A 24,821-nucleotide genomic window follows, 5' to 3' on the forward strand; every position below is an offset into this window, starting at 1 on the left:
GCACGGTCCGGGGCGTGGCGCAGTCTGGTAGCGCACCTGTTTTGGGTACAGGGGGTCGTGAGTTCGAATCTCGCCGCCCCGACCATACTTCTTCAATAAGTTGCAGCGAATCTTTGCCGGGTAAAACCCGGGACAAAGATTCGCTTCCCGTATTTGTTGAACTGAAACTGCGTAGTTCAATCGGGGGTGCTATTGCTTTCTTAACGCACTGTTAAGACACCCTTAACCAATTGCCGCTGAGCCGCATCAAAAGGTTAATCGGAGGCTGGCTGTCCGAAGGTCCGTGGCAGGAAGCCACAAAAAATCGCTTCTAAGCTGTGCGCCCTGTTTTCAGCCAGTGCAGCTGCATGGTTTTACACAGCCATCACCTCTGGCCGGTACGGCAGCTGTCCTTCTGCAAGGCAGCAAGTCACTCACCCGTCAAAGGAAATCCGAACAGGCAGCAGCACAGTCCGAAGACATTGAACGGGACAGGGCCTGTGGATGAATCAACGCCCCGCCGCAGACCCTGCAATCCGCGGAAACCGTCAACAGCAAAGATAGTTGCCAAAGTGTAAATTTGCCGTTGACCCTTAGTGTCCGAATACGCCAAATTGTGGACACCGGTTGCGACGGCACTAGATCTGGTGGGTGACAGAGCCGAAGCAACAACGCTGAAAACAACAGACAGCCCTGTGAGAATGGCCGGCGAGGGCCGCAAGCGCGCTATATGCGGCGTGCGACGGGTGTTTGTGATTTCCGTGACCGGATCTGACTGGCGCTTGGGGGCGCCGCGGCAAATAGACGACGAATGCTTGAAAAGGGGCTGAGCATGAAGATCGAACGGAAGTTCACAAAACCCGGACAGGATGCCTATGCTGATCTGGCCTTTCTCTCGGCCACATCGGAGATCCGCAATCCGGACGGGACCATTGTTTTCCGGCTCGACAACATCGAAATTCCCGCATCCTGGAGCCAGGTCGCCAGCGACGTCATCGCCCAGAAGTATTTCCGCAAGGCCGGCGTGCCGTCGCGGCTGAAGAAAGTCCGCGAAAAAGGCGTTCCTGAGTTCCTGTGGCGCTCGGTCCCTGCGGACGGCGCAGTGCTGGGCGGGGAAACCTCCTCCAAGCAAGTGTTCGACCGTCTGGCCGGCGCCTGGGCCTATTGGGGCTGGAAGGGCGGCTACTTCTCCTCCGAGGAGGACGCCCGCGCCTTTTACGACGAGATGCGCTATATGCTGGCGACCCAGCGTTCCGCCCCCAATTCCCCCCAATGGTTCAACACCGGTCTGCATTGGGCCTATGGCATCGACGGCCCGGCCCAGGGCCATCACTACGTCGATTACAAGACCGGCAAGCTGACCAAGTCCGACAGCGCCTATGAGCATCCCCAGCCGCACGCCTGTTTCATCCAGTCGGTCTCGGATGATCTGGTCAAGGACGGCGGCATCATGGATCTGTGGGTGCGCGAGGCGCGCCTGTTCAAATACGGTTCCGGCACCGGCACCAATTTCAGCCATCTGCGCGCCGAAGGCGAGCCGCTGTCCGGCGGCGGCAAGTCTTCGGGCCTGATGGGGTTCCTCAAAATCGGCGACCGCGCGGCGGGCGCCATCAAATCAGGCGGCACAACCCGTCGAGCAGCAAAAATGGTGATCGTGGACGCGGATCACCCGGACATTGAGCAGTTCATCGAGTGGAAGGTGCTGGAGGAGCAAAAGGTTGCCTCCATCGTCGCCGGGTCCAAGATGCACGAAAAGATGCTGAACGGCATTTTCGAGGCGATCCGCAGCTGGGACGGCGGTGAAGCGGATGCTTATGACCCGGCAGTCAACACCGGGCTGAAGGCCGCGATCCGCGAGGCCAAAAAGGTGGCGATCCCGGAAACCTACGTCAAGCGGGTGCTGGATTACGCCAAGCAGGGCCATACCTCGATCGAGTTCCCGACTTATGACACCGACTGGGACTCCGAGGCCTACAGCTCTGTCTCCGGGCAGAACTCCAACAACTCGATCCGGGTGACAAACGCCTTCCTGCACGCGGTTGAAAAAGACACCGACTGGCAGCTGATCAACCGCACCGACGGCAAGGTCGCCAAAGTGGTGAAGGCCCGCGAGTTGTGGGAGAAGGTCGGCCATGCGGCCTGGGCCTGCGCCGATCCGGGCATCCAGTTTCACGACACCGTGAATGAGTGGCACACCTGCCCGGAAGACGGTGAGATTCGCGGCTCAAACCCTTGTTCGGAATACATGTTCCTGGACGACACCGCCTGCAATCTGGCGTCGCTGAACCTGCTGACCTTCCTGAAGGACGGGCTGTTCCAGGCGGATGACTTCATGCATTCCTGCCGCCTGTGGACGCTGACACTGGAAATCTCGGTGATGATGGCGCAGTTCCCGTCCAAGGAAATCGCGCAGCGCTCCTACGATTTCCGCACCCTTGGCCTGGGCTATGCCAATATCGGCGGCCTTTTGATGAATATGGGCTACAGCTATGACTCGGATGAGGGCAGGGCGCTTTGCGGTGCGTTGACCGCGCTGATGACCGGCGTGTCCTACGCCACCTCGGCCGAGATCGCCGCGGAACTGGGGCCGTTCCCGGGTTATGCAAAAAACACAGACCACATGCTGCGTGTGATCCGCAATCACCGCAACGCTGCAATGGGCAACGCGGACGGCTACGAGGCGCTGTCGGTCACGCCGGTGCCGCTGGACATCTCCAACTGTCCGGACGCGCTGCTGGCTGATCTGGCCGCCAGTGCCTGGGACGAGGCGCTGGAGCTGGGCGAAAAGCACGGCTACCGCAACGCCCAGACCACAGTCATTGCGCCCACTGGCACCATCGGCCTGGTGATGGATTGCGATACGACGGGCATCGAGCCTGACTTCGCCCTGGTGAAGTTCAAGAAGCTGGCCGGCGGCGGCTACTTCAAAATCATCAACCGTTCGGTTCCTTCTGCACTGGAGGGCTTGGGCTACAGCTCTGCCCAGATTGAAGAAATCGCATCCTACGCAGTTGGGCATGGCTCTATCGGTAACGCGCCGGGCATCAACCACACCTCGCTGGCCGGCCACGGCTTTGGCCCCAATGAGCTGGCCAAGGTGGACGCGGCACTGGAATCGGCCTTTGACATCCGGTTTGTGTTCAACCAGTGGACCTTGGGCGAAGATTTCTGCACCGGTGTGCTGGGCATCCCTGCGCCCAAGCTGAATGATCCGACCTTCGACCTGTTGCGCCACCTGGGCTTTACCAAGGCGGATATTGACGCGGCCAACGACCACGTCTGCGGCACCATGACCCTGGAAGGCGCGCCGCATCTGCAGGAAGAACACTATGCGATCTTTGACTGCGCCAACCCCTGCGGAAAGAAAGGCAAGCGTTTCCTGAACGTTGACAGCCACATCTACATGATGGCAGCCGCCCAAAGCTTTATCTCCGGCGCAATTTCCAAGACCATAAACATGCCGAATTCGGCCACCATCGAGGACTGCCAGAAAGCCTATGAGTTGAGCTGGAGCCTGGGGGTTAAGGCCAATGCGCTTTACCGTGACGGCTCCAAGCTGAGCCAGCCGCTGGCGGCGGCACTGGTCGAAGATGACGACGACGCGGCAGAAGTTCTGGAGAGCGGTGCGCCGCAGGAGAAGGCAGCGGTTCTTGCCGAAAAAATCGTCGAGAAAGTGATCATCAAGGAAGTGCTGAAGTCGCACCGCACCAAGATGCCGCAGCGGCGCAAGGGATATACCCAGAAGGCAGTTGTCGGCGGTCACAAAGTTTATCTGCGGACCGGCGAATACGAGGACGGCAACCTGGGTGAAATCTTCATCGACATGCACAAGGAAGGCGCAGGCTTCCGGGCGATGATGAACAATTTCGCCATCGCGGTGTCGGTCGGCCTGCAATACGGCGTGCCGCTGGAGGAGTTTGTCGACGCCTTCACCTTCACCAAGTTTGAGCCCGCCGGCATGGTGCAGGGCAATGACTCGATCAAGAATGCGACCTCGATCCTTGATTATGTGTTCCGCGAGCTGGCCGTCAGCTATCTGGACCGTACCGATCTGGCGCATGTGAAGCCCGAGGGCGCAAGCTTTGACGATCTGGGCCGCGGCGAAGAAGAAGGCGTGTCGAACCTGAGCGAGCTGAGTGAAAACGCAGCCTCGCGGTCGCTGGAAGTACTGAAGCAGATCTCTTCGACCGGCTATCTGCGCAAACGGCTGCCGCAGGAACTTGTGGTGTTGCAAGGCGGCCAGACCGAAGTATCGGCACTGGGAACTGGAACTGATCCGGTTGCCGCGTTGCAATCGCTGGTGCCAGAGACAGGTGATGCACCTGTGCAGCCCGGCGGCGGAATGGATGCGCGCGTCAAGGCAAAAATGCAGGGCTACGAGGGCGAGGCCTGCGGCGAATGCGGCAACTACACGCTGGTCCGCAACGGCACCTGCATGAAGTGCAACACCTGCGGCGGAACCTCCGGCTGCAGCTGAAGAACACCGTCTGCGTCTCTGATTTTCCCTCGGTGGCGCAGACGGATACTGGAAGCGGTGATACTGCTTCCAGAGCTATCAGGAATGGGTGCGCCCGTTCTGAACACCGGGAAGGCCCAGGTAAGAAAACTTTCGGGCAGTCAATGAAGGAGCCTGACCGGTGATAACTGGCTTCCTCTGTTTTCAGGGGAAGCCATTTTCTTGACTGCAGGCGGGCTGTTTACTGCATCAGGTAAATCTCATAATGAGAATTATGTTAATTTGCCGCTCATCAACAGACCACCTTAGCGCAGATTAAACATATAATTCTCAACCCCTTGCCGGACGCAGTAAACCTTCTTGCGCGACGCTGGCGATCAGCTGGCCGTCTTCCGTGTAAATAGATCCACGATTGAAGCCACGGCCGCTGCCGGTAAACGGTGCATCCATTGTGTAAAGATGCCAGTTCTCGAATTGAACCGGTGCATGAAACCACATTGCATGGTCCAGGCTTGCGGTCATGGCGCCGGGTTTGTGAAACGTCAGCCCATGCGGCCGCATCGATGACCCCAGCAAGCCAAAGTCCGAGGCATAAGCCATCAGGATATGCTGCAGCTCAGGACCGGCGCCTTTGGCTGCCTCCATTCTGATCCACATATGATTGATATCAGATGTGTTTTCCGGTTCCAGCGGATCCCGCGGCGCAACTTCGCGGATCTCGAATGGCCGCGGCCTAGTGAATTCATCGCGTTTGGCCGGATCTACCCGGAGTGCATTGCGCAGGAGGATTTTGTCACGCGGCTCCAGCGCGGCCGGCGTTGGAACATCCGGCATTTGGTGCTGATGCTCCCAGCCATGTTCCGGTGCATGAAAGGATGACGCCAGATTCAGGATCTGCTTGCCGTTCTGCATCGCCACCACCCGCCGGGTGGTGAAACTGCGGCCGTCCCGTGCCGGGTCAACCTCGTAGATGACCGGTCTAGACGGGTCACCCGGACGAATGAAATACGCGTGAAGAGAATGACATAAACGTCCGGAAACAGTTGCATATGCTGCCGTCAGCGCCTGTGCGATCACCTGGCCGCCATAAATGCGGGTCGGCGTTTCGCCGCCGGAGCCGGATCCGCGGTAGAGATTTGTATCAAGCTCTTCCAGATCCAGCAGATCAAGGAGAACTTTGGCAGTATCCGGCATGTGCAGCGCTTTCATTGGTCTTTTCTGATGCAGAACGCTTATCTTAGCTGGAACTGCGGCAGTTGGAAATCACTCGGCTATGGCGCCATGGATCAGCGCCTTGAGTTCCGGCCGTGCCGGGTATGAACTGGAAGGCGCCAGCTGGGTCAAAAACACCACCGACACATCAAGCTGCCGGTCCAGCCAAAAGAACGTTGACGCGATGCCGCCCCAGCTGAAGTCGCCAACTGATCCGGGGCACCGCGCCCGTGCCGGGTTCAGAACAACAGCGCCGCCTAGGCCAAAACCCATGCCCTCCATCGGCTGTTCGGCAAAGCTTTGCGGGCCCATTGAGGCAATGTCACCTGTAAGGTGGTTTTGCATCATGAAATCAGCGGTTTGCGAGTTGATGATAATGCCGCTTTGACTGCGGCCGCGGCGCCGGAGCATTTCGGTGAATTTCATGTAATCATCAATTGTGCCGATCAATCCACCGCCGCCGGAGTGCATTTCAGCCTGCCAGAACGGAGAGTGCGGGTAACTGTCTGTCAAGCGCAAACTGTCAGCGCCGGTCTCTGCGGAATTCAGCGCCATGGCGTCACCCGCCAACGGCGTATAGAGAGAGGCAAACCGGCTCCCTGCCCCGCTGGGCGGCTGGAACCCGGTCTCAGTCATTTCCAACGGTTCAAAGATTTCTTCTTGCAAGAACCGGCCCAGAGGTTTGCCTGAAACAACCTCGGCTACGCGGCCCAGCACATCAGTCGCAACGGAATATTCCCAACGGGTTCCGGGTTGGAAGGCCAACGGCAGCCCGGCAAGCCGGGTCACCATCGGGGCAAGTGATCCGTGGTCCGGCTTGAACAGCAGATCCTCCTGGGCCATGGCTTCCGGCAAAACACCTGGGTTGAACGGGTAACTCAGCCCGCTGGTGTGGGTCAGCAGCTGGTGCAGTGTCGGAGCAGCGCAGGGTTTGGTCTGGCTGATCTGGGTGGCTCCAGGTACTAGCGCCTGCATATCATTGAATTCCGGAAGGAAATCGCTGACAGGGGCATCCAGATGGAACAGCCCTTGTTCCAGAAGAGACATCACAGCCACAGACGTCACCGGCTTGGTCATCGAATAGAGGCGCACCAGCGTGTCACGGGTGAATGGCAGGTTCTCCTCGATGTTGCGCAGGCCGGCCGCGTGGAAATACTGTTCCTCGCCGCCGCGGCGGATTAAAAGGGCGCTTCCCGGATATTTCCCTTCATCCACATAGCGTTGCTGCCAGCGCCTGATGCGTTCCAGCCGGTCTGATCTCATCGCTGCGCCCTCGTACTGCTCTGCCTCTTCCATCCGGACTGTATACTGCCGTTCTAAAGGAGACGAGCCGGCAGACGTTGCCTTTCAGGCATCGGGGCGCAGGTGCCGGAATAAGGGCAGAACAAAATTCAAAGGCCCCGATGACTGTGCGGACTGGAAATAGAAACGCTCAATTTGGAAATGGGCTGGAATTGAATGCCGGGCAAATGCTTGTGTCAGCGGGTTCAGTAAATTCCAAAATTCGAATTTTTCCAATTTATGCGCGTTTGCGTGTTCGCATTTGCAATAAATTTGTCTTAGAAGTTCAAAGGGAAGGACGAAAAGGAAACAGATCCGATGACGAGCATTCTGGTATTGAACGGCCCCAACCTTAACCTGCTTGGCACCCGGCAGCCGGACGTCTATGGCTCAGTCACCCTGGCGATGGCCGAACAGGCCTGCGCCGATCATGGTCAAAAACTCGGGGTCACGGTCAGCTGCTTCCAGTCGAACCATGAAGGGGCGTTGATTGATTCTATTCATGCGGCCAAGGGGCAGCATCAGGGGATCATCCTGAACGCCGGCGCCTATACGCACACGTCTATTGCCCTGATGGATGCGTTGATTTCCGTAGAGATTCCGGCCGTTGAAGTGCATCTCTCCAATATCCATGCACGCGAGCCGTTCCGGCACACCTCTTATATCGCCAAGGCGGCGCTAGGGCAGATTTGCGGTTTTGGCGTGCAAGGGTATCTGTTGGCGCTGGATGCGTTGAAGGCACATTTGGAAATGGCTGCAACAGCATGAAGGTAAAGGATTACCTGAATTTCATTTGCGGCGCTCAAAGCCTGGAAGATCTGTGGCACGGGCATGTCCGGCAAATGTCCAGGTTCGGGTTCGACCGGCTGATCTACGGATACACCCGTTACAAAACGGAAACGTCGCTGGGGGATCCGGATGATTTTGTTATCCTGTCCAACCATGACAGCGAATATTTGAACGGCTTCCTGCATAAGGGGCTGTACTTCCATGCGCCGATGCTTCGCTGGGCCTTGGACAATGAAGGCGCCGGCAGCTGGCGTATCGTGCAGGACATGATTGCCGGCGGGACGCTTGGGCCCGAAGCCCAAAGAGTGCATGAGTTCAATCAGAAGCTCGACATGAATGCCGGTTATACCGTCAGTTTCTACTCTGCTTCTCCCCGCTACAAGGGCGCCATATCGCTGGCTGCAAAGCGGGGCATTTCTCAGGATGCGGTGGATGCGCTGTGGCAGAAGTCGGGCGATGACATTGTGCTTATGAATAATGTCGCCCATCTGAAAATCCTCACCCTGCCCTACACGGCACCTAACCGCAGCCTTACCAAACGGCAGCGGGAGGTTCTGCAATGGGTGGGCGACGGCAAAACCACTCAGGACATTGCACTTCTGATGGAACTTACACCCGCGACGATTGAAAAACACCTGCGCCTTGCCAGGGAATCGCTTTCTGTCGAGACAACCGCCCAGGCTGTTTTGAAGGCGGCGTTGCACAATCAGATGTATGTCATGGATGCCTAGGCAGCCGCTTGACTGCAGATGACCGGGCCGTGCTGCCGCTGCGGTGGCGTCAATTTCAGATTTCGCCCCGCTGTCTTTGATCGCTTGCAAGCGGCGGAAATTCAACCGGTTTTTCAATCCGGCCCGGCCTGAACTAAGCCGTAAGAGGTATGGAATTCTATACTACCGTTATAGGTTGATTTTCTGCATGTTGCCCCTGTTCCGTGAGTGGTGGCTTTAGCCTAGGAACTAATGGGTAACGACCCTTGTGATTTCAAGGCTCTCCTACCTGATCAGGGACAGACACGTATTGTTCTGCGTCTGTTCCGGATACAGAGGGGCCTCGCCCATCCCCATCAGTGGGGTCCCTCACATCCCTTTTGCGGGCTCCGTTCCTTCACAAATGCAAAGACCGGTTCAGCCGCTGGGCCCTGCATTCTCTATGCCGGGGGCGATGCGCACAAAAAAACCGGCAGGGATGTCCCTGCCGGTTCCTGAATTCTAGCGTGAGGGCTGATCAGCCCAAATCAGCCCTGTGCGGCTTTGGCGACTTCGGCTGCAAAGTCTTCTTTTTCGACTTCGATGCCTTCGCCGACTTCAACGCGGGCAAAACCGGTGATGGTTGCGCCTGCTTCTTTGGCTGCGGCTTCAACGGTCAGGTCGGGGTTCACAACGAACTGCTGGTTCAGCAGGGTCGATTCCGCGACGAATTTCTTCATCCGGCCAACGATCATCTTTTCAATCACCTGCTCCGGCTTGCCGGATTCACGGGCGATGTCCATCTGAACCTGCTTTTCCTTCTCAACCACAGCGGCGTCCATGTCTGCTTCGGACAGCGCGGCGGGGTTGGCAGCTGCAATGTGCATTGCAATCTGCTTGCCGATCGCGGCGTCGCCGCCGTTCATGGCAACCAGAACACCGATTTTGCCCATGCCAGCGGTGGCGGCGTTGTGCACATAGGACACAACGGTTTCGCCTTCCAGCGCGGCCATGCGGCGGACCGACATGTTTTCACCGATGGTGGCGATCTTGTCGGTGATGGTGTCAGCAACGGTCTTGCCGCCCATGTCAGCCGCTTTCAGCGCTTCGACGTCCGAAACACCCAGGGCAGCCTTGGCGATGCCACCGACCATTGCCTGGAATTCAGCGTTCTTGCCAACAAAGTCGGTTTCCGAGTTCACTTCGACGGCAACACCTTTGTTGCCTTCGACGATTACGGCAACCAGGCCTTCTGCGGCGGTACGGCCGGATTTCTTGGCAGCCTTGGCCAGGCCTTTGGTGCGCAGCCAGTCAACCGCGGCTTCCATGTCGCCGTTGTTTTCGACCAGGGCTTTCTTCGCATCCATCATGCCTGCGCCGGTGGATTCGCGCAGTTCTTTCACCATAGCAGCAGTGATTGCCATCTTAGGCTCTCCTCAATTCAAAAACAGATTTGGGGCAGGTGATACCCTGCCCCGCATGTCAGTTCCGTGACGGGACGGATCAGGCGTCAGCAGCAGCGGCTTCTTCAGCCACGGCTTCTTCGGCCGGCGCTTCTTCGAGCGCGCCCAGGTCAACGCCTGCAGCACCCAGCTGAGCGGACATGCCGTCAAGTGCTGCGCGGGCAACCAGGTCGCAGTACAGCGAGATGGCGCGCGATGCGTCGTCGTTGCCCGGAATGATGAAGTCCACGCCATCGGGGGAGCAGTTGGTGTCGACAATAGCCACAACCGGAATGCCCAGTTTCTTGGCTTCGGCGATGGCCAGCGCTTCTTTTTTCACGTCGATGACGAACAGCAGGTCCGGTACGCCGCCCATATCACGGATACCGCCCAGAGACGCTTCAAGCTTCTCCTGGTCGCGTTCCATGCCCAGACGCTCTTTCTTGGTCAGGCCTTCGGCGCCGCCCGCCATTTTCTCGTCGATTTCCTTCAGGCGGTTGATCGACTGGGAAACGGTCTTCCAGTTGGTCAGAGTGCCGCCGAGCCAGCGGTGGTTCATGAAGTACTGAGCCGACTTTTCAGCCGCTTCGGCAATCGGGCCGGCTGCCTGGCGCTTGGTGCCGACGAACAGGACGCGGCCGCCTTTGGCAACGGTGTCACGGACAACCTGCAGCGCCTGGTCTAGCATCGGAACAGTCTGGGTCAGGTCCATGATGTGGATGCCGTTGCGCGAACCGTAGATGAACGGTGCCATGCGCGGGTTCCAGCGCTGGGTCTGGTGGCCGAAGTGTACGCCAGCTTCAAGCAGCTGACGCATGGTGAACTCAGGAAGAGCCATGCTAATATATCCTTTCCGGTTTCAATCCTCGGCGGGGGTTCAGAGCAAATGCTCCAACCGGGGGTCCGTCAGGGATGTCTCCCCTGATCAGGCCAAACCCCGCCTGCGGGTTCGTAGGCGCGCTCATAGAGCAGAAATTGTCAGCTGACAATAGCGGATCCGGAAGAAACCGGTTCCCACCTGATTTTTCAGCCATTCAAAGCACGCAGGTGGCCATCTTTTACCAGTTGCCCTGCGGCCGCAGCCAGCGCTTTGCGGTCCGCAAAATCCGCAACCTTCAAGGGCTGGTGGTAAATCAGCTCCACCTGGCCTTGCCGCGGCGCTGCCAGGATCTTAAGAAGATGCGGTCCGAAATCCATATCTCCCCACCAGCCATAAAACCGCGCCGGGGCGCCAATGGGCGCGCGGTAGCGCACGGAGACAGGTTGGATATACAGATCTTTGCGTAGTTTTTCAGAAAAGAACGCAGCAAAGAGCGTTGTTTTAAAGGGCAAAACCCGCAAACCATCGGTAGAGGTGCCTTCGGGAAAAAACAGCAGCTTATGGCCGGCCAGCAGGCGCTGTTCAAACATGTCGGCCTGTTCCCTGGCTTTCTTGGGATTGCGTTCGATAAAGACGGTGCCGGTGGCCCGCGCAAGCCAGCCGATCCCCGGCCAATTGGCAACTTCCGCCTTGGAGACAAAGTAGATCCGCTTGCGCGCATTGAGGGCAAAAATGTCCAGCCAGGAGGCATGGTTGGCCACCACGGCTCCATTTTGACGCATCAGCGTTCCGCGGGTTTTGAAGCGGATCCCCAGAATACGAAAGGCATTGCGGCAGACAAACTGCGTGATGAACGGCGTGACCGGCCGCTGGAGGCCAAAGACCGGCCGTTCAATCAGCCGCAGGGCCAGCAGAACCAGCAGCCCGCCAAATACCAGCACCGCCAACGGCAATCCGCGCAGCAGCACCAGCAGCCAGCCCAAGGCGCTGATCCGCACCGGATCCGGCGCTTCTTCGCTTTGCCAGCTGACGCTCATCCCCGGCCCTTGCCTCCGGCATAAATTCTGCGCTGGCGGTCGTTCATTTGCGCGGTGTCCAGAATCAGGCACACATCGGTGGTGTTGAACGACTGATCGACAAAGGCGCCGTCGCCGACATATCCGCCCAGCCGCAGATATGCTTTGATCAGCGCAGGCGTTTCCACCATCGCATGTTTGCGGTTCAGATCACCTGCGGGTACCAAGTTCATGGATTGAAACGCTTTTGACCGTACACGCAGCTCGGGCGGCGCCAGATGATTGTGGTGCAGCATGGCCAGCGGATTGGCCAGCGCAGCGGTATCAGTGCCGTGAAAACTTGCAACCCCGAAAAGAACCTCGATACCGTGGGTCTCCACATAGCCTGCCAGCCCGGACCAAAGGTGGAACATCGCCATGCCGCCGCGGTAATCCGCATGCAGGCAAGAGCGTCCCAGCTCCAGCAGCTTGCGGCCGGACGACCGCAGCACGGTCAGGTCATATTCATCCTCGGAATAAAACTGCCCGGCTTTCGCGGCCTGGTCATCGCGCAGCAGCCGGTAGACACCGACGACCATGCCCCTAGTGTCATCTATCACCAGCATGTGGTCAAAGAACGGATCGAACCTGTCCCGCTCCAGCCCCGCATCATGGTCCACCAGCGCGCCGCCGCCGCCAAGCTCGCGCACAAATACGTTGTACCGCAGCGCCTGTGCGGCCTGCAGCTCTGCGTCTGTTTCTGCAATCTTGACGGAAAATTCCGGCGGGCTGTCTTGCATTCGATCACCTTTGCGTCGATCAGGCTTGAGCGCATCCCTGTATTAAGGCAAAGAACGCGCAGCATTTAAGGCGAATTAGATGGAGTTCGTTAACTCTTCATAAACCGTTATGGATCAAAGACGGGAATAAGGGAGACGCGAGCTCCGTCAATCACAAGCTTGCCTTGGTCGGGGAAATTAACGGTGATCTTGCCGCCCGCGTTCGACTGCACCTGCCCGATGCCCCATTCAGGGTGATCCGGGTGCCGGACGAACATGCCGGGGGCTAAAATTGCGTTGAGGTCATTCATTGGCGGGTGGCCCAGTTCGGAGGAAGTATAAGTTATGGGTGTAGATAACGCCAATCTGGCTGCATTGGTAGGGTCCCGGATCTGCCATGATCTGATCAGCCCTGTCGGTGCCATAAACAACGGTCTGGAACTGCTTGGAATGGCTGGCAGCATGTCCGGCCCCGAGCTGGAGCTGATCTCAGACAGCGTCGCAAATGCCAATGCCCGCATCCGTTTATTCCGTATCGCCTTTGGCGCTGCCGGCGACCAGCAGATGGGCAGGGCCGAGTTGATTTCGGTGTTGGAGGACATCAGCAAGGGCGGCCGTATCAATTACCAATGGTCGCCCCTGGAGGGGTGCACCCGCAGCGAGGCGCGCCTGTCCCTGTTGGCGGCACTGTGCCTGGAATCCGCCCTTCCCTATGGCGGCACAGTTAAGATTTTCTGCGCCGGCGGCAAATGGACAGTAATGGGCGAAGGCCGCAAGCTGAACGTGGATGACGAGCTGTGGGCGCGGGTCAGCGGCGGCAATTCAAATGCCGAGATCACGCCGGCGCTGGTGCAATTTGCGTTGCTCCCCGAGGCCGCCAAGGAAGCAGACCGCACCGTCCGGCTGGAGCAGAGCCTGGAAAAGATCACGCTGCAGTTCTAATCTGCAGCAATTTTCGCAAAGAAACGCCGGGCCAACCGCCCGGCGTTTTGCATTTGATACCGATTAGGCCCTGGTGGCTCCGTCGCCGCGCACCAGGTATTTGAAGCTGGTCAGCTGAGTGGCGCCGACCGGACCCCGCGCGTGCATCTTGCCGGTAGCAATCCCGATTTCCGCGCCCATGCCAAACTCTCCGCCGTCGGCAAACTGGGTCGAGGCATTGTGCATCAGGATTGCGCTGTCGAGTTCAGCAAAGAACTTCTGAACCGCAGCCTCATCCTCGGTGATGATGCAATCGGTGTGCTGGGAGTGATGCGTGCGGATGTGCTGGATTGCTTCATCAATATCCGCAACTTGTTTGGCAGCAATGATGGAATCTAGATATTCCTTGCCCCAGTCCTCGGAGCTGGCAGCAATCATACCACTCGGACCGGGAAGACCGGCCTCAGCGCGGATTTCCACGCCGGCGGATGCCAGCGCTTCCAACACTGCTTTACCCAGCGTTCCTGCGATGTCCTGATGGACCAGCAGGCATTCCGCGGCGCCGCAGATGCCGGTGCGCCGGGTCTTGGCGTTCAGCACCACATCCAGTGCTTTTTGCGGGTCGGCGGATTTGTCGAGGTAAATATGCACGATGCCTTCAAGATGGGCAAAGACCGGCACCCGGGCCTCGCGCTGGACCAGACCCACCAGGCCCTTGCCGCCGCGGGGTACAATGACGTCGACATAGTCTGTCATCGTCAGCAGTTCCTGCACCGCCGCCCGGTCACGGGTCGGCACCAGTTGCACGGCGTCTTCGGGCAGGCCGGCGGACTTCAGGCCTTCGGCCAGGCAGGCGTGGATCGCCTGAGAGGAATGGAAGCTTTCCGAACCGCCGCGCAGAATGACCGCATTGCCCGATTTCAGGCACAGCGCGCCGGCATCCGCCGTCACATTCGGGCGGCTTTCATAGATTACCCCGATCACCCCCAGCGGCGTGCGGACGCGCTGGATCTTGAGGCCGGTGGGCTGTTCCCACTCTTCCATCACTTCACCAACCGGATCGCGCTGTTCTGCCACCGCGCGCAGACCGTCCACGATGCCCTGGATGCGGGGCTCGTCCAGCATCAGCCGGTCCATCATCGCGTCGGACAGGCCTTTGTTCCGGCCGAACTCCAGATCCTTGACGTTCTCGGCGATGATCTCAGCCCGGCGGGTCCAAACCGCTTGGGCTGCGCCGATCAAGGCGGCATGTTTGTGCTCAGCGCTGGCCGTGGCCAGGATTTGCGCCGCTTGCTTTGCACGTTTGCCAAGCTCCGCCATCACGGCGGGAATGTTTTCATTGTCTTTCATGTGTCTCGCGCCCTTGCCGGTACTATTATGGCACATCGGGTGCCTGCCGGCTGGAATAGATTATCAGATGGTCTGCTCAAAGCGCCATATCATCGCGGTGGATCAATGCGGCGCGGCCAGGATAGCCCAGCGTAGCCTCGATCTCTTGCGATTGGCGCCCCTGGATGGCGCGGGCCTCGTCCGCTGTATAGCGTGACAGCCCCTGCCCCAGTTTGCGCCCGTCTGGGCTAAGGATGGCCAGCGGATCGCCGCGGCCAAAGTCACCCTCCACATGACGCACACCTGCGGGCAGCAGGCTGTTACCTGACATCAGCGCGCGTGCAGCACCGTCGTCGATGGTCAGAACTCCGCGGGTCTTCATCGCGCTGATCCAGCGTTTTCGTGCGGTTTGCGGATCGCCCTGTCCGGTGAACCAAGTGCAGGATGCGCCATCTTCAAGTGTTTTCAAAGGGTTCAGTGGCGAACCTTCAGTGATTACCATGGCGCAGCCGGCTGCAGTGGCCATCTTAGCCGCCAGCAGTTTGGTGATCATCCCGCCTTTGGACAGGCCAGAGACGCCGTCGCCGGCCATCGCCTCAATCTCCGGCGTGATCTCGTCAATCCGGTCATAGCGTTCCGCCTTGGGATCCAGTGCCGGATTGGCGCTGTAGAAACCGTCAACATCGGACAGCAGGATCAAGGCATCGGCGCCAACAGTCACCGCCACCTGTGCCGCCAGCCGGTCATTGTCGCCATAGCGGATTTCGTCTGTGGCGATGGTGTCGTTCTCGTTGACGATCGGCACCGCGCCCATCCCCAAAAGCGTTTCCAAAGTGGCGCGTGAATTCAGGTAGCGGCGGCGGTTTTCGCTGTCTTCCAGCGTTACCAGCACCTGTGCCGTGGTAATCCGGTGCGGCGCCAGCGCCTCCTCATAAGCGCGGGCCAGACGGATCTGGCCAACTGCTGCTGCGGCCTGGGATTGTTCCAACGGCAGGTCCGCGCGCGGCAGACCCAGCACACCCCGCCCCAGGGCAATCGAGCCGGAGGAGACCAGCACCACGTCGGTGCCGCCGGCCTTCAGCCAGGCGACGTCATTGGCCAAGGAGTGCAGCCAGCCTGCGCGCAGCTCACCGGTTTTCCGGTCGACCAGCAGCGCCGAGCCGATCTTGACGACAATCCGTTTTGCCGACTTCAGGGCCGCCAAGGCGCTTCCTCCTCGACGGGTTTCATGCGGACGCGGTCATCGTCGATTTCTGCCCGTACCGCGCGCAGCACCTCGTTCAGACCTTCGCGGCTGACGCCGGACATCATCATGACCGGACCGCCAACTGCGGCCTCCAATGCGGCGCGTTTTTCGTCGCGCTCCTCCGGGTCGATCGCATCCACCTTATTCAGCGCAGTGATCCGGGTTTTGGTGGCCAGAACACCGCCATAGGCTTCCAGCTCGCCGATGATGGTCTGGTAATCCTCAACCACGGTGTCGGAGGTGCCGTCCACCAGATGCAGCAGCACCGCGCAACGCTCCACATGGCCCAGGAACCGGTCGCCGATCCCTTTGCCCTCGTGCGCGCCTTCGATCAGGCCGGGGATGTCCGCCACGACAAATTCGGTATTGTCGATGCCGACCACGCCAAGGTTCGGATGCAAAGTGGTAAAGGGGTAATCCGCAATCTTGGGGCGCGCGTTGGAGGTTGCCGACAGAAAGGTCGACTTGCCCGCGTTGGGCAGGCCAAGCAGGCCTGCGTCGGCAATCAGCTTGAGGCGCAGCCAGATGGTGCGCTCTACGCATTCCTGGCCCGGGTTGGCCCGGCGCGGCGCCTGGTTGGTGGCCGATTTGAAGTGCAGGTTGCCAAAGCCGCCATTGCCGCCCTTGGCCAGCAGCACCCGCTGGCCGACTTCGGTGAGATCCGCCAGAACGGTTTCCTGGTCTTCGTCCAGGATCTCGGTCCCCACGGGGACACGCAGAATAATGTCGTCGCCATCCTTGCCGGTGCGCTGCCGGCCCATGCCGGACTGGCCGTTTTTGGCAAAGAAATGCTGCTGATAACGGAAATCGATCAGGGTGTTCAGCCCGTCGGTCACCTCGGCCCAGACCGAGCCGCCTTTGCCGCCATCGCCCCCGTCCGGCCCGCCGTATTCGATATACTTTTCGCGCCGGAAGCTGACACAGCCGTTCCCGCCGGCGCCCGAGCGGATATAGACCTTTGTCAGATCGAGGAATTTCATGACAGCTCCTTAATGCGGCGGGATCCTGTGCCCGCCCGCGCAGTACACGTGTCCCGCCAAAGCCCCAAGGCCTTGGCGGGAATGTTTCGTTTGCCTTACCGCAAAGCGCGCGCCGCGCCAATCACAGTTTTCGGCTGTAGGTCCAGGTCGGGACAGAGGCATCGCGGGCCACCGAATAGCTTTCGGCGTCGCCAAGGTACTCAAAGCCGCAATGGATCAGCACCCGGGCCGAGGCCGGGTTGTCCTGAAACACCGAGGCAAACATCGCCGCGTTGCTTTGCGGATTTGCATCCACCAATGCCTTTACCGCGGCAGAGGCAAGCCCGGTATTCCAAAACGGCGGCGCCGTCCAATAGGACACTTCCGACTGGTTGCGGTCCATCCGCTTAAGGCCGATCACGCCTTTCAGCTCGGCGTCGCCTTCGGCGGTGCCATCTATCACCCAGACATCCTCGTCCCGCTCTTCGGCCATAGCGCGGGCAACAAAGGCCTCGGCGGCGCCGGGCGGCAGCGGATGCGGGACCGAGCGGGTCATGCGGGCAACGCGCGCATCGCTGACGTAATGTTCAATCAGCCCGGCATCGGATTTTCGCAGCGGCCGCAAAATAAACCGCTCTGTTTCGATGGCCTGCTGACACACGATATGTTCCAAGTTCATGGACGTGCTCCTCCTCTGCCTGTGTACTTCTGGCGGCAATTGTCATTGTTGTTGCGGCGATGCTTTTCAGATGTGTTCGCCCTGCCCCTGGAGCAAGCCCCAAGGTCTTCAATTCGCGCAAAACTACTTGTTGGTCCGGCGTGAACACCGAACTGCAGCGGCACAAATTCGAGGGGGCTGGAAACAGCAAGAAAACTCATCATGAACTCGCAGACGCAAAAAAGAAAAGGGGGACCGGTCTTATAACCGATCCCCCTAAAGATTTCTTTACCCTTCGGGTCGGTTTACTCAGCGGCCTCCGCCACTGGGAGAACCGATACAAAGGTGCGGTTTTTCAGGCCTTTGCGGAAGGTGACAGCACCTTCGGCGGTGGCAAACAAAGTGTGATCCTTGCCAATGCCTACGTTTTCGCCCGGCCAGAACTTGGTGCCGCGCTGACGCACGATGATGTTGCCTGCGATGGCCGCCTGGCCACCGAAAAGTTTCACGCCAAGACGGCGGCCCGCGGAGTCGCGGCCGTTACGTGAGGAACCGCCAGCTTTTTTATGTGCCATTCTCTCTCTCCTTAGCCTTTAGCCAGATCTTTGGCTTGCTCAACCCACTCGGGCTTCACTTTGACCGCTTCGATACCAGCAATGTCGTCTTCGGACAAGGCTGCGATCTGGGCAAAGGTGGTCAGGCCTGCTTCGTTCAGCTTTTTGACGGCAGCAGGGCCAACGCCGGTCAGCTGGGCCAAATCGTCCGAACCAGCAGCAGGTGCAGCTTTGGCAGCGGCTTTCGGGGCAGCTTTGGTTGCGCCCGATGCCAGGATCTCGGTGATCCGGACCAGGGTCAGCTTCTGACGGTGGCCTTTGGTGCGCTTGGAGGAGTGCTTCCGGCGGCGCTTCACGAAGTTGATCAGCTTTTCGCCTTTGATCTGGTCGATCACTTCTGCCTTTACGGCAGCGCCATCTACCAGCGGAGCGCCAACAACAGGTGCGTCGCCGCCAAGCATCAGAATTTCGTCGAACTGGATGGTGTCGCCAGCGTCTGCAGCAAGTTTTTCAATGCGGAGGATATCGCCCGCTTGAACCTTGTACTGCTTGCCGCCGGTCTTGAGGACCGCAAACATGTGCGTCTTTCCTTTTATACCCGCGTCCTACGGCCCCCTTACGGGTGTTTCGGCAAATGCCGCCTCGAACAGCGCGCCCGTGTCATGGGCGTATTACAAATGAATCCCGGCGCACGGAGTCCGGGCCGGGATGCGGGCTTATGGTTCGGAATGCATCAGGTGTCAACCGTTTTCCATACCCTGCGCCATCAGCCTGTGCAGGATCAGATATCCTGCCCGGGTGTCAGCTCTGCCATCCGGTGCGCCAGTTCTTCAAAGCGGTTGGCTGTGATCTCATATTGCACAGCGTTGAGCAACTCATAAACCCGCTGCATGGGCGCCTCTTCCAGGGCCATGACATAGGCCTCAACCTCGGCATCGCTGAATTCCTGATAGGTATAGGCCGAGGCGGCCAGGCTGGAGGCCTGCAGGCTGAGGCGCAGCTCGCCCTCCTGCGCCTTCATCAGGGCCCGCAAGCCGTCGGCGTCCAGCTCCAGCTTGATCACCCCGGCCGCGGCGGCGGCCATAAGGAAGCGGAACTGGATCTGCTGCAGCGCCTTTACGCCCGCCCCTGCGGCATCAATTGCGGTTCCCATCCGCTGGTACATGGCGACACGTGTGCTGCCGTCCTTGACCATGTCCGAGATGATGCGGTTGCCTGCCAATTGCTTTACCGCGTCATCTTCGACCTTATGCGAGGCGTTTTCCGCCCGTACCAGGCGCTGCCCCAGATCGCTGGCATAAAAGGCCGCCGCATGATCCAGGGCTTCATCGTCCAGCGTGTTTTCGAGGATCTCCAGCGCCAGGCCGCGCATTTCAGCGGTATCAAAGACGTCCCCGGACAATTCGGTCCATTGGCTGCCAAAGGCGCCTGCATCCAGCCCCAGCATGTCCGGTGCGCTGGAGGCGGACAAGGCAATGCTGTCGAGCGCGACGTCAAAGCCGGTTACTTCCAGAAACGCCTCAACCCTCTCACGGTCTGCGGCCAGGCCGGTCTGCGGCACTCCCGCGGCAGCCAAACACAGCAAAGTCAGGAAACGTAAAAGCACAGCGGGGGTTTTGAGCGGCATCTGCATAAAGCAAATTTAGGCAAAAACATTTGGCTGGCAACGGCAAACCGGCTTTTTTTGCCACAGCCGCATTTCCCGCTTGCACGCGTCCGGAATCAACCTTAAACGCTGCCCCACTAGACCCCCGCGGAGAGGTGCCGGAGTGGTCGAACGGGGCGGTCTCGAAAACCGTTGAGCCTTCACGGGTTCCCAGGGTTCGAATCCCTGTCTCTCCGCCATTATCCCACTGATATCGATAGATAATTATCCGACCCGCCCGGATGGGATGGCCTCGGGGGTAAGGGCCAATCTCGGCATAGTTTAATGACTTTTCGCCCTGTCAGCTGTGCCGGCTATGCCAGGATGCCCTCGCCCATGCCGCCCGAAGCGACCATACGGATGCCCCGAAAAGACGAAGCCCCGCCAGACTGGGCGGGGCTCGTAGCCGTGAGTGGCTTTCGCTTCGTCCAACAGTTGAACGCTGCCGGGATCGTGCCAACCAAATGAAGTGCGCGACATAAGCTGTTGATAAACGGAAAAGGCCGGACACTTCTGCCCGGCCTCTTGTTCAGTCTGACTGCACGGATCAGGCGCGGCGGCGGCGGCCGCCGGCGCGGCCGCCACGGCCACGGCCTTCTTCGCCTTCTTTGGCAGGCTCTTTGTTAAACTTAATCCAGTCGCCGCCATGCGGGTCGTTGTTGGTCAGGAAGTTGGCAGCGCGAATGGCCTCCATTTCCTTGCCGGCGCGCGGCATGGTCGAGCCAAGGCCGAACATCTGAACAAAGGCTTCGTCTTCCATGCCCTCGGGCAGGACGATGCCGGCGGCTTCAACTTCCGCCCTTTTCTCGGCGATCTTCTTCTGCGTGATGGGCAGCGCCACCGGGTTCATAATCGCAGAAGTCATGCCGGCGCCCATTGCCATCGGCAGAAAGGCGTTGTTGATGCCGTGGCGGTTGGGCAGGCCGAACGAGATGTTGGACGCACCGCAAGTGGTGTTCACACCCAGCTCTTCTCGCAGACGGCGAACCAACGCAAACACCTGCAGACCGGCAGTGGCCATTGCGCCAACCGGCATCACCAGCGGGTCAACAACGATGTCGTGGGCAGGAATGCCGAAATCGGCAGCGCGCTCAACGATCTTCTTGGCGACGGCAAAGCGCACATCGGGGTCTTCCGAGATGCCAGTGTCGTCGTTAGAGATCGCCACAACCGGCACGTTGTACTTTTTGACCAGCGGCAGGATCTGCTCCAGGCGTTCTTCCTCGCCGGTGACCGAGTTCAGCAGCGGACGGCCTTCGCAGACTTCCAGGCCGGCTTCCAGCGCGCCCGGCACCGAAGAGTCGATGCACAGCGGCACATCGACCAGCCCCTGCACCAGCTCGACGATCTTCTTCATCAGCGGCGGCTCGGTCTCATTCGGGTTCGGGTTTGAGTTATAGACCACACCCGCGTTGATATCGAGCACGGTGGCACCGGCCAGAACCTGTGCCACGGCGTCTTTTTCAACGGTGGAGAAGTCGCCGGCTTCCAGCTCGGCCGCCAGTTTCTTGCGGCCGGTCGGGTTGATGCGCTCACCGATCACACAGAACGGCTCGTCAAAGCCCAGGACCGCGGTTTTTGTTTTTGATTCTACGACTGTACGGGTCATTTTTGATCCTTAGGGTCTTAGGAGTTAACCGGCTTGGCGGAATCGCCGCCGTTGTTGATCGCCCAGGTGGCATTAGTCTTGATGCCGCCCAGCGGGAAGAAGTGGACCTTCTCGATTGCGAAATCGGGGTTGGCTGCCTTATGCGCTGCCAGACCGGCCAGAACCTCGCCCGGCTCATGCGGCAGCAGCAGCTTGGAGACGTCCTTGGCGCGTTTCTGCAGCACTTTGAGCGACGGGCCGACACCGCAGGCGATTGCAAATTTGATCATGGTCTGCAGCTTGGCCGGGCCGGCGATGCCGATATGGACCGGCAGGTTCATGCCGCGTTCGCTCAGCTCGTTCACCCAGTCGATCACCGGCTGCGCCTCAAAGCAGAACTGGGTTGCCAGCGCCATCTCAGCGTCAGTGCGCTTGGAGAATTCCTGTTTCCAATCGAGCGCCGCATAGGTGTTGGCACGGCCGCCTTTGGGGTCGATGTCCAGGTTCGGCTCGGGATGGCCCGCTACGTGCAGATTGGTAAAACCTGCGTCGTCGAACAGGCCGGTTTCCAGCAGCTGCATCGAGCTGTCGAAATCGCCATGCGGCTTGGCTACGCCGCCGGCCAGGATCAGGCCCTGCTTGACGCCGGCTTCGCCCTGGTAGCGGTTGATCCAGTCGCCCAGCGTGGCCTTGTCCTTGATGATACGCGCCGGGAAGTGCGGCATCACATCATAGCCTTCACCGGCGATGCGCTTGGCAGTGTCGACCATGTCCTCGATCGGGGTGCCTTCGATATGCGCGACATAGACACGGGTGCCGGCGGGCAGCAGATCGCGGAAATCATCGACCTTGGCGGCGGTGCGCGGCATCACTTCGATGGAATAGCCTTTCAGGAAGGCTTCCATTTCGGGGGTGGCAGTCTGGCCAGCACCAGAATCGCGTTTCTTAAAGTTCAGCAAAGCCATCACGGCCTCCCATAGTGGTGTCAGGCTCACGCCCATCCGTCATTTGCAATCAGGGTCTTCAAGCGGTCCTGATCGTATTCTGTTTCCAAGCGGACTGCCTCGGCTTCGGCAACATCGGCCGCTTCGCCTTCGGCGGCATAAGGCGCGGCCTTGCGCCACTCGGCAAGATAGGCATCCGCGTCCTTGGCGTTCACCTTCATGGCCGCGCGGTCGATGGCCTGCTCGAACCGTTCTTCGAGCTGGCGTTTGGCGCCGCGGCGGCCTTTGCCAACGATGACCTGCGCAGGGATATCGCGCCAGTATACGATCGTAACGTCGGGCATGCCTAATTTCCTCCTAGCCTGGATAGACCACGTTCTAGAGCGGCGGCCGCCCGCACGTTGGTCGATTTTCGACAACACGATGGGATTGAGCGACGTTTTGCTGCCGGGACACTAGCTTTGTGCCGTTTCGAATGCCACAGGAGTTTCCCGCCAAAATATTCATGTGGATTATGAGATTTCCTCGAAGCTGCGGAAATTGCTTCGCTTCCGCCGTCTGGCGCTTGCGCCGCTGCACCGGCGCCCCTATTGTTGTCGTTAACACGATAATCGGAGGGCGTGAATCATGGCGCCCAGGCGCTCGAAAGGTGCGGGCGCGTTTCCCAAAGCGGTCGAAACCCCTGCACCGGCCCGGCCCGATCCTGATGCGCTTTATGCCGCGCTGGATCTGGGTACAAATAGCTGCCGCATGCTGATCGCCCAGCCCAAGGGCAGCGGCATTCATGTGGTCGACAGTTTCTCCAAGTCGGTGCAGCTCGGCGCCGGGCTGGAGCGGACCGGACGATTGTCGCGGTCCTCGATGGCGCGCACCATCCAGGCGCTGCGGATCTGCCAGCAGAAATTGAAACGCAACAGGGTCCGGCGGATGCGGCTGGTGGCAACCGAGGCCTGCCGCCGGGCAAAAAACGCGCGCGAGTTCATCCGTCAGGTGAAGCGGGAAACCGGTCTGACGCTGGAAATCATCCAGCCGGAAGAGGAAGCGCGTCTGGCGGTGATTTCCTGCGCGCCGCTGGTCTCTACCAAAACGGATCAGTTGCTGGTGGTCGATATCGGCGGCGGCTCGACCGAACTGGTGTGGATCGACATCTCATCAGTCCCGCGGCGCGACCGTCCCTCTGCGATCATGCGGCTTCATAACGGGTTCCATACCACCGAAAGCCCGTTTCCCGCGGCCAAGGTGGTGGATTGGATTTCCGTGCCGCTGGGGGTTGCCACATTGCGGGACCAGTTCAACGATGTCGAAGACGACGCGGCACGTTTTGCGCTGATGAGCTGGTTTTTCGAGGAAAACCTGGCTGATTTTGCGCCCTATAAGAACGAACAGACCCGTACCGGGTTTCAGATTGTCGGCACATCGGGCACGGTTACAACTGTGGCAGCGTCGCATTTGGGGCTGAAACGCTATGACCGGACCAAGGTGGACGGGCTGCGGATGACCAGCGATCAGATTGACAAGGTGATCCGGGGGTATCTAGAACTCGGGCCTCTGGGCCGCCGCCGCGATCCCCGCATCGGCGAGGACCGTCAAGCGCTGATCATGTCCGGGTCTGCAATCCTGCAGGCATTGCTGCGCTGCTGGCCGACCGACCGGCTGTCTGTTGCGGACCGCGGCCTGCGCGAAGGGCTGCTTTATGCACAGATGAGCGCGGATGGCGTTCTGGAGGACGGCCCCTATTAGGCGGGGCCGGAAAAATTGGATATTTCCGGGCCGGAATTTTTACAGAATTCCGCGCACCGGCGCAAATGGTGACGATGATGGCAAAGACGCCGACAGGTAAGAACACATCCGGACGCGGTCAGCGCGATCTGAAGGTCAAGGTGAAATCCGCGCGCGGGCGCAAGCTCAGCTCGACTCTTTGGCTGCAGCGGCAGTTGAATGACCCCTATGTCAAACGGGCCCAGGCCGAAGGGTATCGCGGGCGCGCAGCCTATAAGATCATGGAAGTGGACGACAAATACCGCTTTCTGGTGCCCGGTGCACGGATCGTCGATCTGGGCTGTGCGCCCGGCGGCTGGGCGCAGGTGGCGGTGAAGCGCATCAATGCTTTGGGCGAGAAACAGGGCAAGGCGGTGGGCCGCATTATCGGCGTGGACCTGCAGGAAGTTGAATCGCTGGCTGGTGCCGAGTTCCATCAGCTTGATTTCATGGAGGACGGCGCCGACGACAAGGTCAAGGAATGGCTGGGCGGCAAAGCTGACGTGGTGATGTCGGATATGGCCGCCGCCAGTTCCGGCCACAAGCAGACGGACCATATGCGGATCATCTCGCTGTGTGAAACCGCCGCTTACTTTGCCTTTGACGTTCTGGAGGAAGGCGGCACCTTTGTGGCCAAGGTTCTGGCAGGTGGCGCCGAAGGCGAGCTGCAGAAGCTGTTGAAGCAGAAGTTCACCAAAGTGGCAAACATGAAGCCGCCCTCCTCCCGGTCGGACAGCTCTGAGAAATTTGTGGTGGCAACCGGGTTCCGGGGCTAAC

Annotated in this window: 24 protein-coding genes and 2 tRNA genes; 8 read left to right on the top strand and 18 right to left on the bottom strand. The window is 59.5% G+C overall.

All coding sequences use genetic code 11. From position 1 onward, the window contains the following. Positions 1–8: 8 nt before the first annotated feature. Positions 9–85, top strand: a tRNA-Pro gene (locus tag K3557_RS08345). A 726-nt stretch (positions 86–811) separates the two neighbouring features. Next, positions 812–4,456 carry a vitamin B12-dependent ribonucleotide reductase gene (locus K3557_RS08350; protein ID WP_259999061.1) on the top strand — a complete coding sequence of 1,215 codons (3,645 nt, stop codon included), beginning with the start codon at positions 812–814 and terminating at the stop codon, positions 4,454–4,456. 309 nt (positions 4,457–4,765) lie between these two features. Here K3557_RS08350 and K3557_RS08355 read toward each other — a convergent pair whose 3' ends face one another. The 3 genes from K3557_RS08355 to K3557_RS08365 all read right to left on the bottom strand — a co-directional run bounded on the left by K3557_RS08355 (position 4,766) and on the right by K3557_RS08365 (position 7,165). Next, positions 4,766–5,629: an acyl-CoA thioesterase II gene (locus K3557_RS08355; protein WP_259999582.1), complete on the bottom strand. Its 864-nt coding sequence runs from the start codon at positions 5,627–5,629 to the stop codon at positions 4,766–4,768. A 69-nt stretch (positions 5,630–5,698) separates the two neighbouring features. Next, a complete protein-coding gene (locus K3557_RS08360; protein WP_259999584.1) occupies positions 5,699–6,910 on the bottom strand; it encodes a serine hydrolase in 1,212 nt (403 codons plus the stop codon). An 84-nt stretch (positions 6,911–6,994) separates the two neighbouring features. Beyond that, positions 6,995–7,165, bottom strand: coding sequence for a hypothetical protein (locus tag K3557_RS08365; protein WP_259999063.1), 171 nt, complete (start codon positions 7,163–7,165; stop codon positions 6,995–6,997). 81 nt (positions 7,166–7,246) lie between these two features. Here K3557_RS08365 and aroQ point away from each other — a divergent pair, with 81 nt between their 5' ends. Then, complete coding sequence (aroQ, locus tag K3557_RS08370; RefSeq protein ID WP_259999065.1) at positions 7,247–7,696, top strand: type II 3-dehydroquinate dehydratase; 450 nt, start codon at positions 7,247–7,249, stop codon at positions 7,694–7,696. Continuing rightward, a complete protein-coding gene (locus K3557_RS08375; RefSeq protein ID WP_259999067.1) occupies positions 7,693–8,448 on the top strand; it encodes a LuxR family transcriptional regulator in 756 nt (251 codons plus the stop codon). The genes aroQ and K3557_RS08375 overlap by 4 nt, the downstream gene beginning before the upstream one ends. A gap of 506 nt (positions 8,449–8,954) precedes the next feature. Here the strand turns inward: K3557_RS08375 and tsf are convergent. The 5 genes from tsf to K3557_RS08400 form a co-directional block, all read right to left on the bottom strand. Then, positions 8,955–9,830 (bottom strand): translation elongation factor Ts, encoded by an 876-nt coding sequence (gene tsf, locus K3557_RS08380; protein ID WP_259992119.1) that lies wholly within the window; start codon positions 9,828–9,830, stop codon positions 8,955–8,957. 79 nt (positions 9,831–9,909) lie between these two features. Further along, entirely contained in the window at positions 9,910–10,686 is a 777-nt protein-coding gene (gene rpsB / locus K3557_RS08385; RefSeq protein ID WP_259992121.1) for a 30S ribosomal protein S2, read from the bottom strand. A 188-nt stretch (positions 10,687–10,874) separates the two neighbouring features. Further along, a complete protein-coding gene (locus tag K3557_RS08390; RefSeq protein ID WP_259999069.1) occupies positions 10,875–11,705 on the bottom strand; it encodes a 1-acyl-sn-glycerol-3-phosphate acyltransferase in 831 nt (276 codons plus the stop codon). After that, positions 11,702–12,463, bottom strand: coding sequence for a GNAT family N-acetyltransferase (locus K3557_RS08395; RefSeq protein ID WP_259999070.1), 762 nt, complete (start codon positions 12,461–12,463; stop codon positions 11,702–11,704). Before K3557_RS08395 ends, K3557_RS08390 begins: the two co-directional genes overlap by 4 nt. Positions 12,464–12,570: 107 nt before the next feature. Then, positions 12,571–12,753, bottom strand: coding sequence for a DUF3553 domain-containing protein (locus K3557_RS08400; RefSeq protein WP_259992127.1), 183 nt, complete (start codon positions 12,751–12,753; stop codon positions 12,571–12,573). Positions 12,754–12,787: 34 nt separating this feature from the next. Between K3557_RS08400 and K3557_RS08405 the strand changes: the two genes are divergently transcribed. Then, positions 12,788–13,384 carry a histidine phosphotransferase family protein gene (locus K3557_RS08405; RefSeq protein ID WP_259999072.1) on the top strand — a complete coding sequence of 199 codons (597 nt, stop codon included), beginning with the start codon at positions 12,788–12,790 and terminating at the stop codon, positions 13,382–13,384. 63 nt (positions 13,385–13,447) lie between these two features. Here K3557_RS08405 and K3557_RS08410 read toward each other — a convergent pair whose 3' ends face one another. From K3557_RS08410 to K3557_RS08440, 7 genes are all read right to left on the bottom strand, one after another. After that, positions 13,448–14,713, bottom strand: a complete 1,266-nt coding sequence (locus K3557_RS08410) for a glutamate-5-semialdehyde dehydrogenase (RefSeq protein ID WP_259999074.1) — start codon at positions 14,711–14,713, stop codon at positions 13,448–13,450. A 76-nt stretch (positions 14,714–14,789) separates the two neighbouring features. Continuing rightward, on the bottom strand, positions 14,790–15,896 hold the full coding sequence (gene proB, locus K3557_RS08415) for a glutamate 5-kinase (protein WP_259999076.1): 1,107 nt from the start codon (positions 15,894–15,896) through the stop codon (positions 14,790–14,792). Continuing rightward, positions 15,884–16,918, bottom strand: a complete 1,035-nt coding sequence (gene obgE / locus K3557_RS08420) for a GTPase ObgE (protein WP_259999078.1) — start codon at positions 16,916–16,918, stop codon at positions 15,884–15,886. Before obgE ends, proB begins: the two co-directional genes overlap by 13 nt. 121 nt (positions 16,919–17,039) lie before the next feature. Next, entirely contained in the window at positions 17,040–17,576 is a 537-nt protein-coding gene (locus K3557_RS08425; RefSeq protein WP_129370917.1) for a GNAT family N-acetyltransferase, read from the bottom strand. Between the two features lie 284 nt (positions 17,577–17,860). Then, complete coding sequence (gene rpmA, locus K3557_RS08430) at positions 17,861–18,130, bottom strand: 50S ribosomal protein L27 (RefSeq protein WP_027258993.1); 270 nt, start codon at positions 18,128–18,130, stop codon at positions 17,861–17,863. A gap of 11 nt (positions 18,131–18,141) precedes the next feature. Beyond that, the gene (gene rplU / locus K3557_RS08435) at positions 18,142–18,687 is read right to left on the bottom strand and encodes a 50S ribosomal protein L21 (protein WP_259992140.1); all 546 of its coding nucleotides are present in this window, start codon (positions 18,685–18,687) and stop codon (positions 18,142–18,144) included. Positions 18,688–18,890: 203 nt separating this feature from the next. Beyond that, positions 18,891–19,742: a DUF2059 domain-containing protein gene (locus tag K3557_RS08440; protein WP_259999080.1), complete on the bottom strand. Its 852-nt coding sequence runs from the start codon at positions 19,740–19,742 to the stop codon at positions 18,891–18,893. 122 nt (positions 19,743–19,864) lie between these two features. Here K3557_RS08440 and K3557_RS08445 point away from each other — a divergent pair. Beyond that, a tRNA-Ser gene (locus K3557_RS08445) sits at positions 19,865–19,954 on the top strand. 347 nt (positions 19,955–20,301) lie between these two features. On the opposite strand, the gene K3557_RS08450 is transcribed toward K3557_RS08445, so the two are convergent. Genes K3557_RS08450 through K3557_RS08460 form a run of 3 tightly spaced genes read right to left on the bottom strand, consistent with a single transcriptional unit; the run spans position 20,302 to position 22,630 of the window. Then, positions 20,302–21,363: a methyltetrahydrofolate cobalamin methyltransferase gene (locus K3557_RS08450; RefSeq protein ID WP_259999082.1), complete on the bottom strand. Its 1,062-nt coding sequence runs from the start codon at positions 21,361–21,363 to the stop codon at positions 20,302–20,304. 17 nt (positions 21,364–21,380) lie between these two features. Further along, positions 21,381–22,307 (bottom strand): methylenetetrahydrofolate reductase, encoded by a 927-nt coding sequence (locus K3557_RS08455; RefSeq protein ID WP_259992609.1) that lies wholly within the window; start codon positions 22,305–22,307, stop codon positions 21,381–21,383. A gap of 26 nt (positions 22,308–22,333) precedes the next feature. Next, positions 22,334–22,630 (bottom strand): virulence factor, encoded by a 297-nt coding sequence (locus tag K3557_RS08460; RefSeq protein ID WP_259992146.1) that lies wholly within the window; start codon positions 22,628–22,630, stop codon positions 22,334–22,336. A gap of 283 nt (positions 22,631–22,913) precedes the next feature. On the opposite strand from K3557_RS08460, the gene K3557_RS08465 reads away from it, so the two are divergent. Together K3557_RS08465 and K3557_RS08470 are read left to right on the top strand one after the other, a co-directional pair. After that, complete coding sequence (locus tag K3557_RS08465; RefSeq protein WP_259992148.1) at positions 22,914–24,026, top strand: Ppx/GppA phosphatase family protein; 1,113 nt, start codon at positions 22,914–22,916, stop codon at positions 24,024–24,026. A 77-nt stretch (positions 24,027–24,103) separates the two neighbouring features. Further along, positions 24,104–24,820: an RlmE family RNA methyltransferase gene (locus K3557_RS08470; protein WP_259992610.1), complete on the top strand. Its 717-nt coding sequence runs from the start codon at positions 24,104–24,106 to the stop codon at positions 24,818–24,820. The last annotated feature ends 1 nt before the right edge of the window (position 24,821 follow it).

The organism is Leisingera sp. M523, assembly GCF_025141335.1.
Lineage (GTDB): Bacteria > Pseudomonadota > Alphaproteobacteria > Rhodobacterales > Rhodobacteraceae > Leisingera.

What these genes read in the sequence shown, in the direction of transcription:
- aroQ (WP_259999065.1), top strand. Translation starts at nt 7,247, where the DNA reads ATGACGAGCATTCTGGTATTGAACGGCCCCAACCTTAACCTGCTTGGC.
- obgE (WP_259999078.1), bottom strand. Translation starts at nt 16,918, where the DNA reads ATGAAATTCCTCGATCTGACAAAGGTCTATATCCGCTCGGGCGCCGGC.
- K3557_RS08355 (WP_259999582.1), bottom strand. Translation starts at nt 5,629, where the DNA reads ATGCCGGATACTGCCAAAGTTCTCCTTGATCTGCTGGATCTGGAAGAG.
- K3557_RS08460 (WP_259992146.1), bottom strand. Translation starts at nt 22,630, where the DNA reads ATGCCCGACGTTACGATCGTATACTGGCGCGATATCCCTGCGCAGGTC.
- K3557_RS08410 (WP_259999074.1), bottom strand. Translation starts at nt 14,713, where the DNA reads ATGAAAGACAATGAAAACATTCCCGCCGTGATGGCGGAGCTTGGCAAA.
- rpsB (WP_259992121.1), bottom strand. Translation starts at nt 10,686, where the DNA reads ATGGCTCTTCCTGAGTTCACCATGCGTCAGCTGCTTGAAGCTGGCGTA.
- K3557_RS08440 (WP_259999080.1), bottom strand. Translation starts at nt 19,742, where the DNA reads ATGCAGATGCCGCTCAAAACCCCCGCTGTGCTTTTACGTTTCCTGACT.
- K3557_RS08395 (WP_259999070.1), bottom strand. Translation starts at nt 12,463, where the DNA reads ATGCAAGACAGCCCGCCGGAATTTTCCGTCAAGATTGCAGAAACAGAC.
- rplU (WP_259992140.1), bottom strand. Translation starts at nt 18,687, where the DNA reads ATGTTTGCGGTCCTCAAGACCGGCGGCAAGCAGTACAAGGTTCAAGCG.
- K3557_RS08400 (WP_259992127.1), bottom strand. Translation starts at nt 12,753, where the DNA reads ATGAATGACCTCAACGCAATTTTAGCCCCCGGCATGTTCGTCCGGCAC.
- K3557_RS08470 (WP_259992610.1), top strand. Translation starts at nt 24,104, where the DNA reads ATGGCAAAGACGCCGACAGGTAAGAACACATCCGGACGCGGTCAGCGC.
- K3557_RS08350 (WP_259999061.1), top strand. Translation starts at nt 812, where the DNA reads ATGAAGATCGAACGGAAGTTCACAAAACCCGGACAGGATGCCTATGCT.
- K3557_RS08465 (WP_259992148.1), top strand. Translation starts at nt 22,914, where the DNA reads ATGGCGCCCAGGCGCTCGAAAGGTGCGGGCGCGTTTCCCAAAGCGGTC.
- K3557_RS08375 (WP_259999067.1), top strand. Translation starts at nt 7,693, where the DNA reads ATGAAGGTAAAGGATTACCTGAATTTCATTTGCGGCGCTCAAAGCCTG.
- rpmA (WP_027258993.1), bottom strand. Translation starts at nt 18,130, where the DNA reads ATGGCACATAAAAAAGCTGGCGGTTCCTCACGTAACGGCCGCGACTCC.
- K3557_RS08405 (WP_259999072.1), top strand. Translation starts at nt 12,788, where the DNA reads ATGGGTGTAGATAACGCCAATCTGGCTGCATTGGTAGGGTCCCGGATC.
- K3557_RS08450 (WP_259999082.1), bottom strand. Translation starts at nt 21,363, where the DNA reads ATGACCCGTACAGTCGTAGAATCAAAAACAAAAACCGCGGTCCTGGGC.
- K3557_RS08360 (WP_259999584.1), bottom strand. Translation starts at nt 6,910, where the DNA reads ATGAGATCAGACCGGCTGGAACGCATCAGGCGCTGGCAGCAACGCTAT.
- K3557_RS08455 (WP_259992609.1), bottom strand. Translation starts at nt 22,307, where the DNA reads ATGGCTTTGCTGAACTTTAAGAAACGCGATTCTGGTGCTGGCCAGACT.
- K3557_RS08390 (WP_259999069.1), bottom strand. Translation starts at nt 11,705, where the DNA reads ATGAGCGTCAGCTGGCAAAGCGAAGAAGCGCCGGATCCGGTGCGGATC.
- K3557_RS08425 (WP_129370917.1), bottom strand. Translation starts at nt 17,576, where the DNA reads ATGAACTTGGAACATATCGTGTGTCAGCAGGCCATCGAAACAGAGCGG.
- tsf (WP_259992119.1), bottom strand. Translation starts at nt 9,830, where the DNA reads ATGGCAATCACTGCTGCTATGGTGAAAGAACTGCGCGAATCCACCGGC.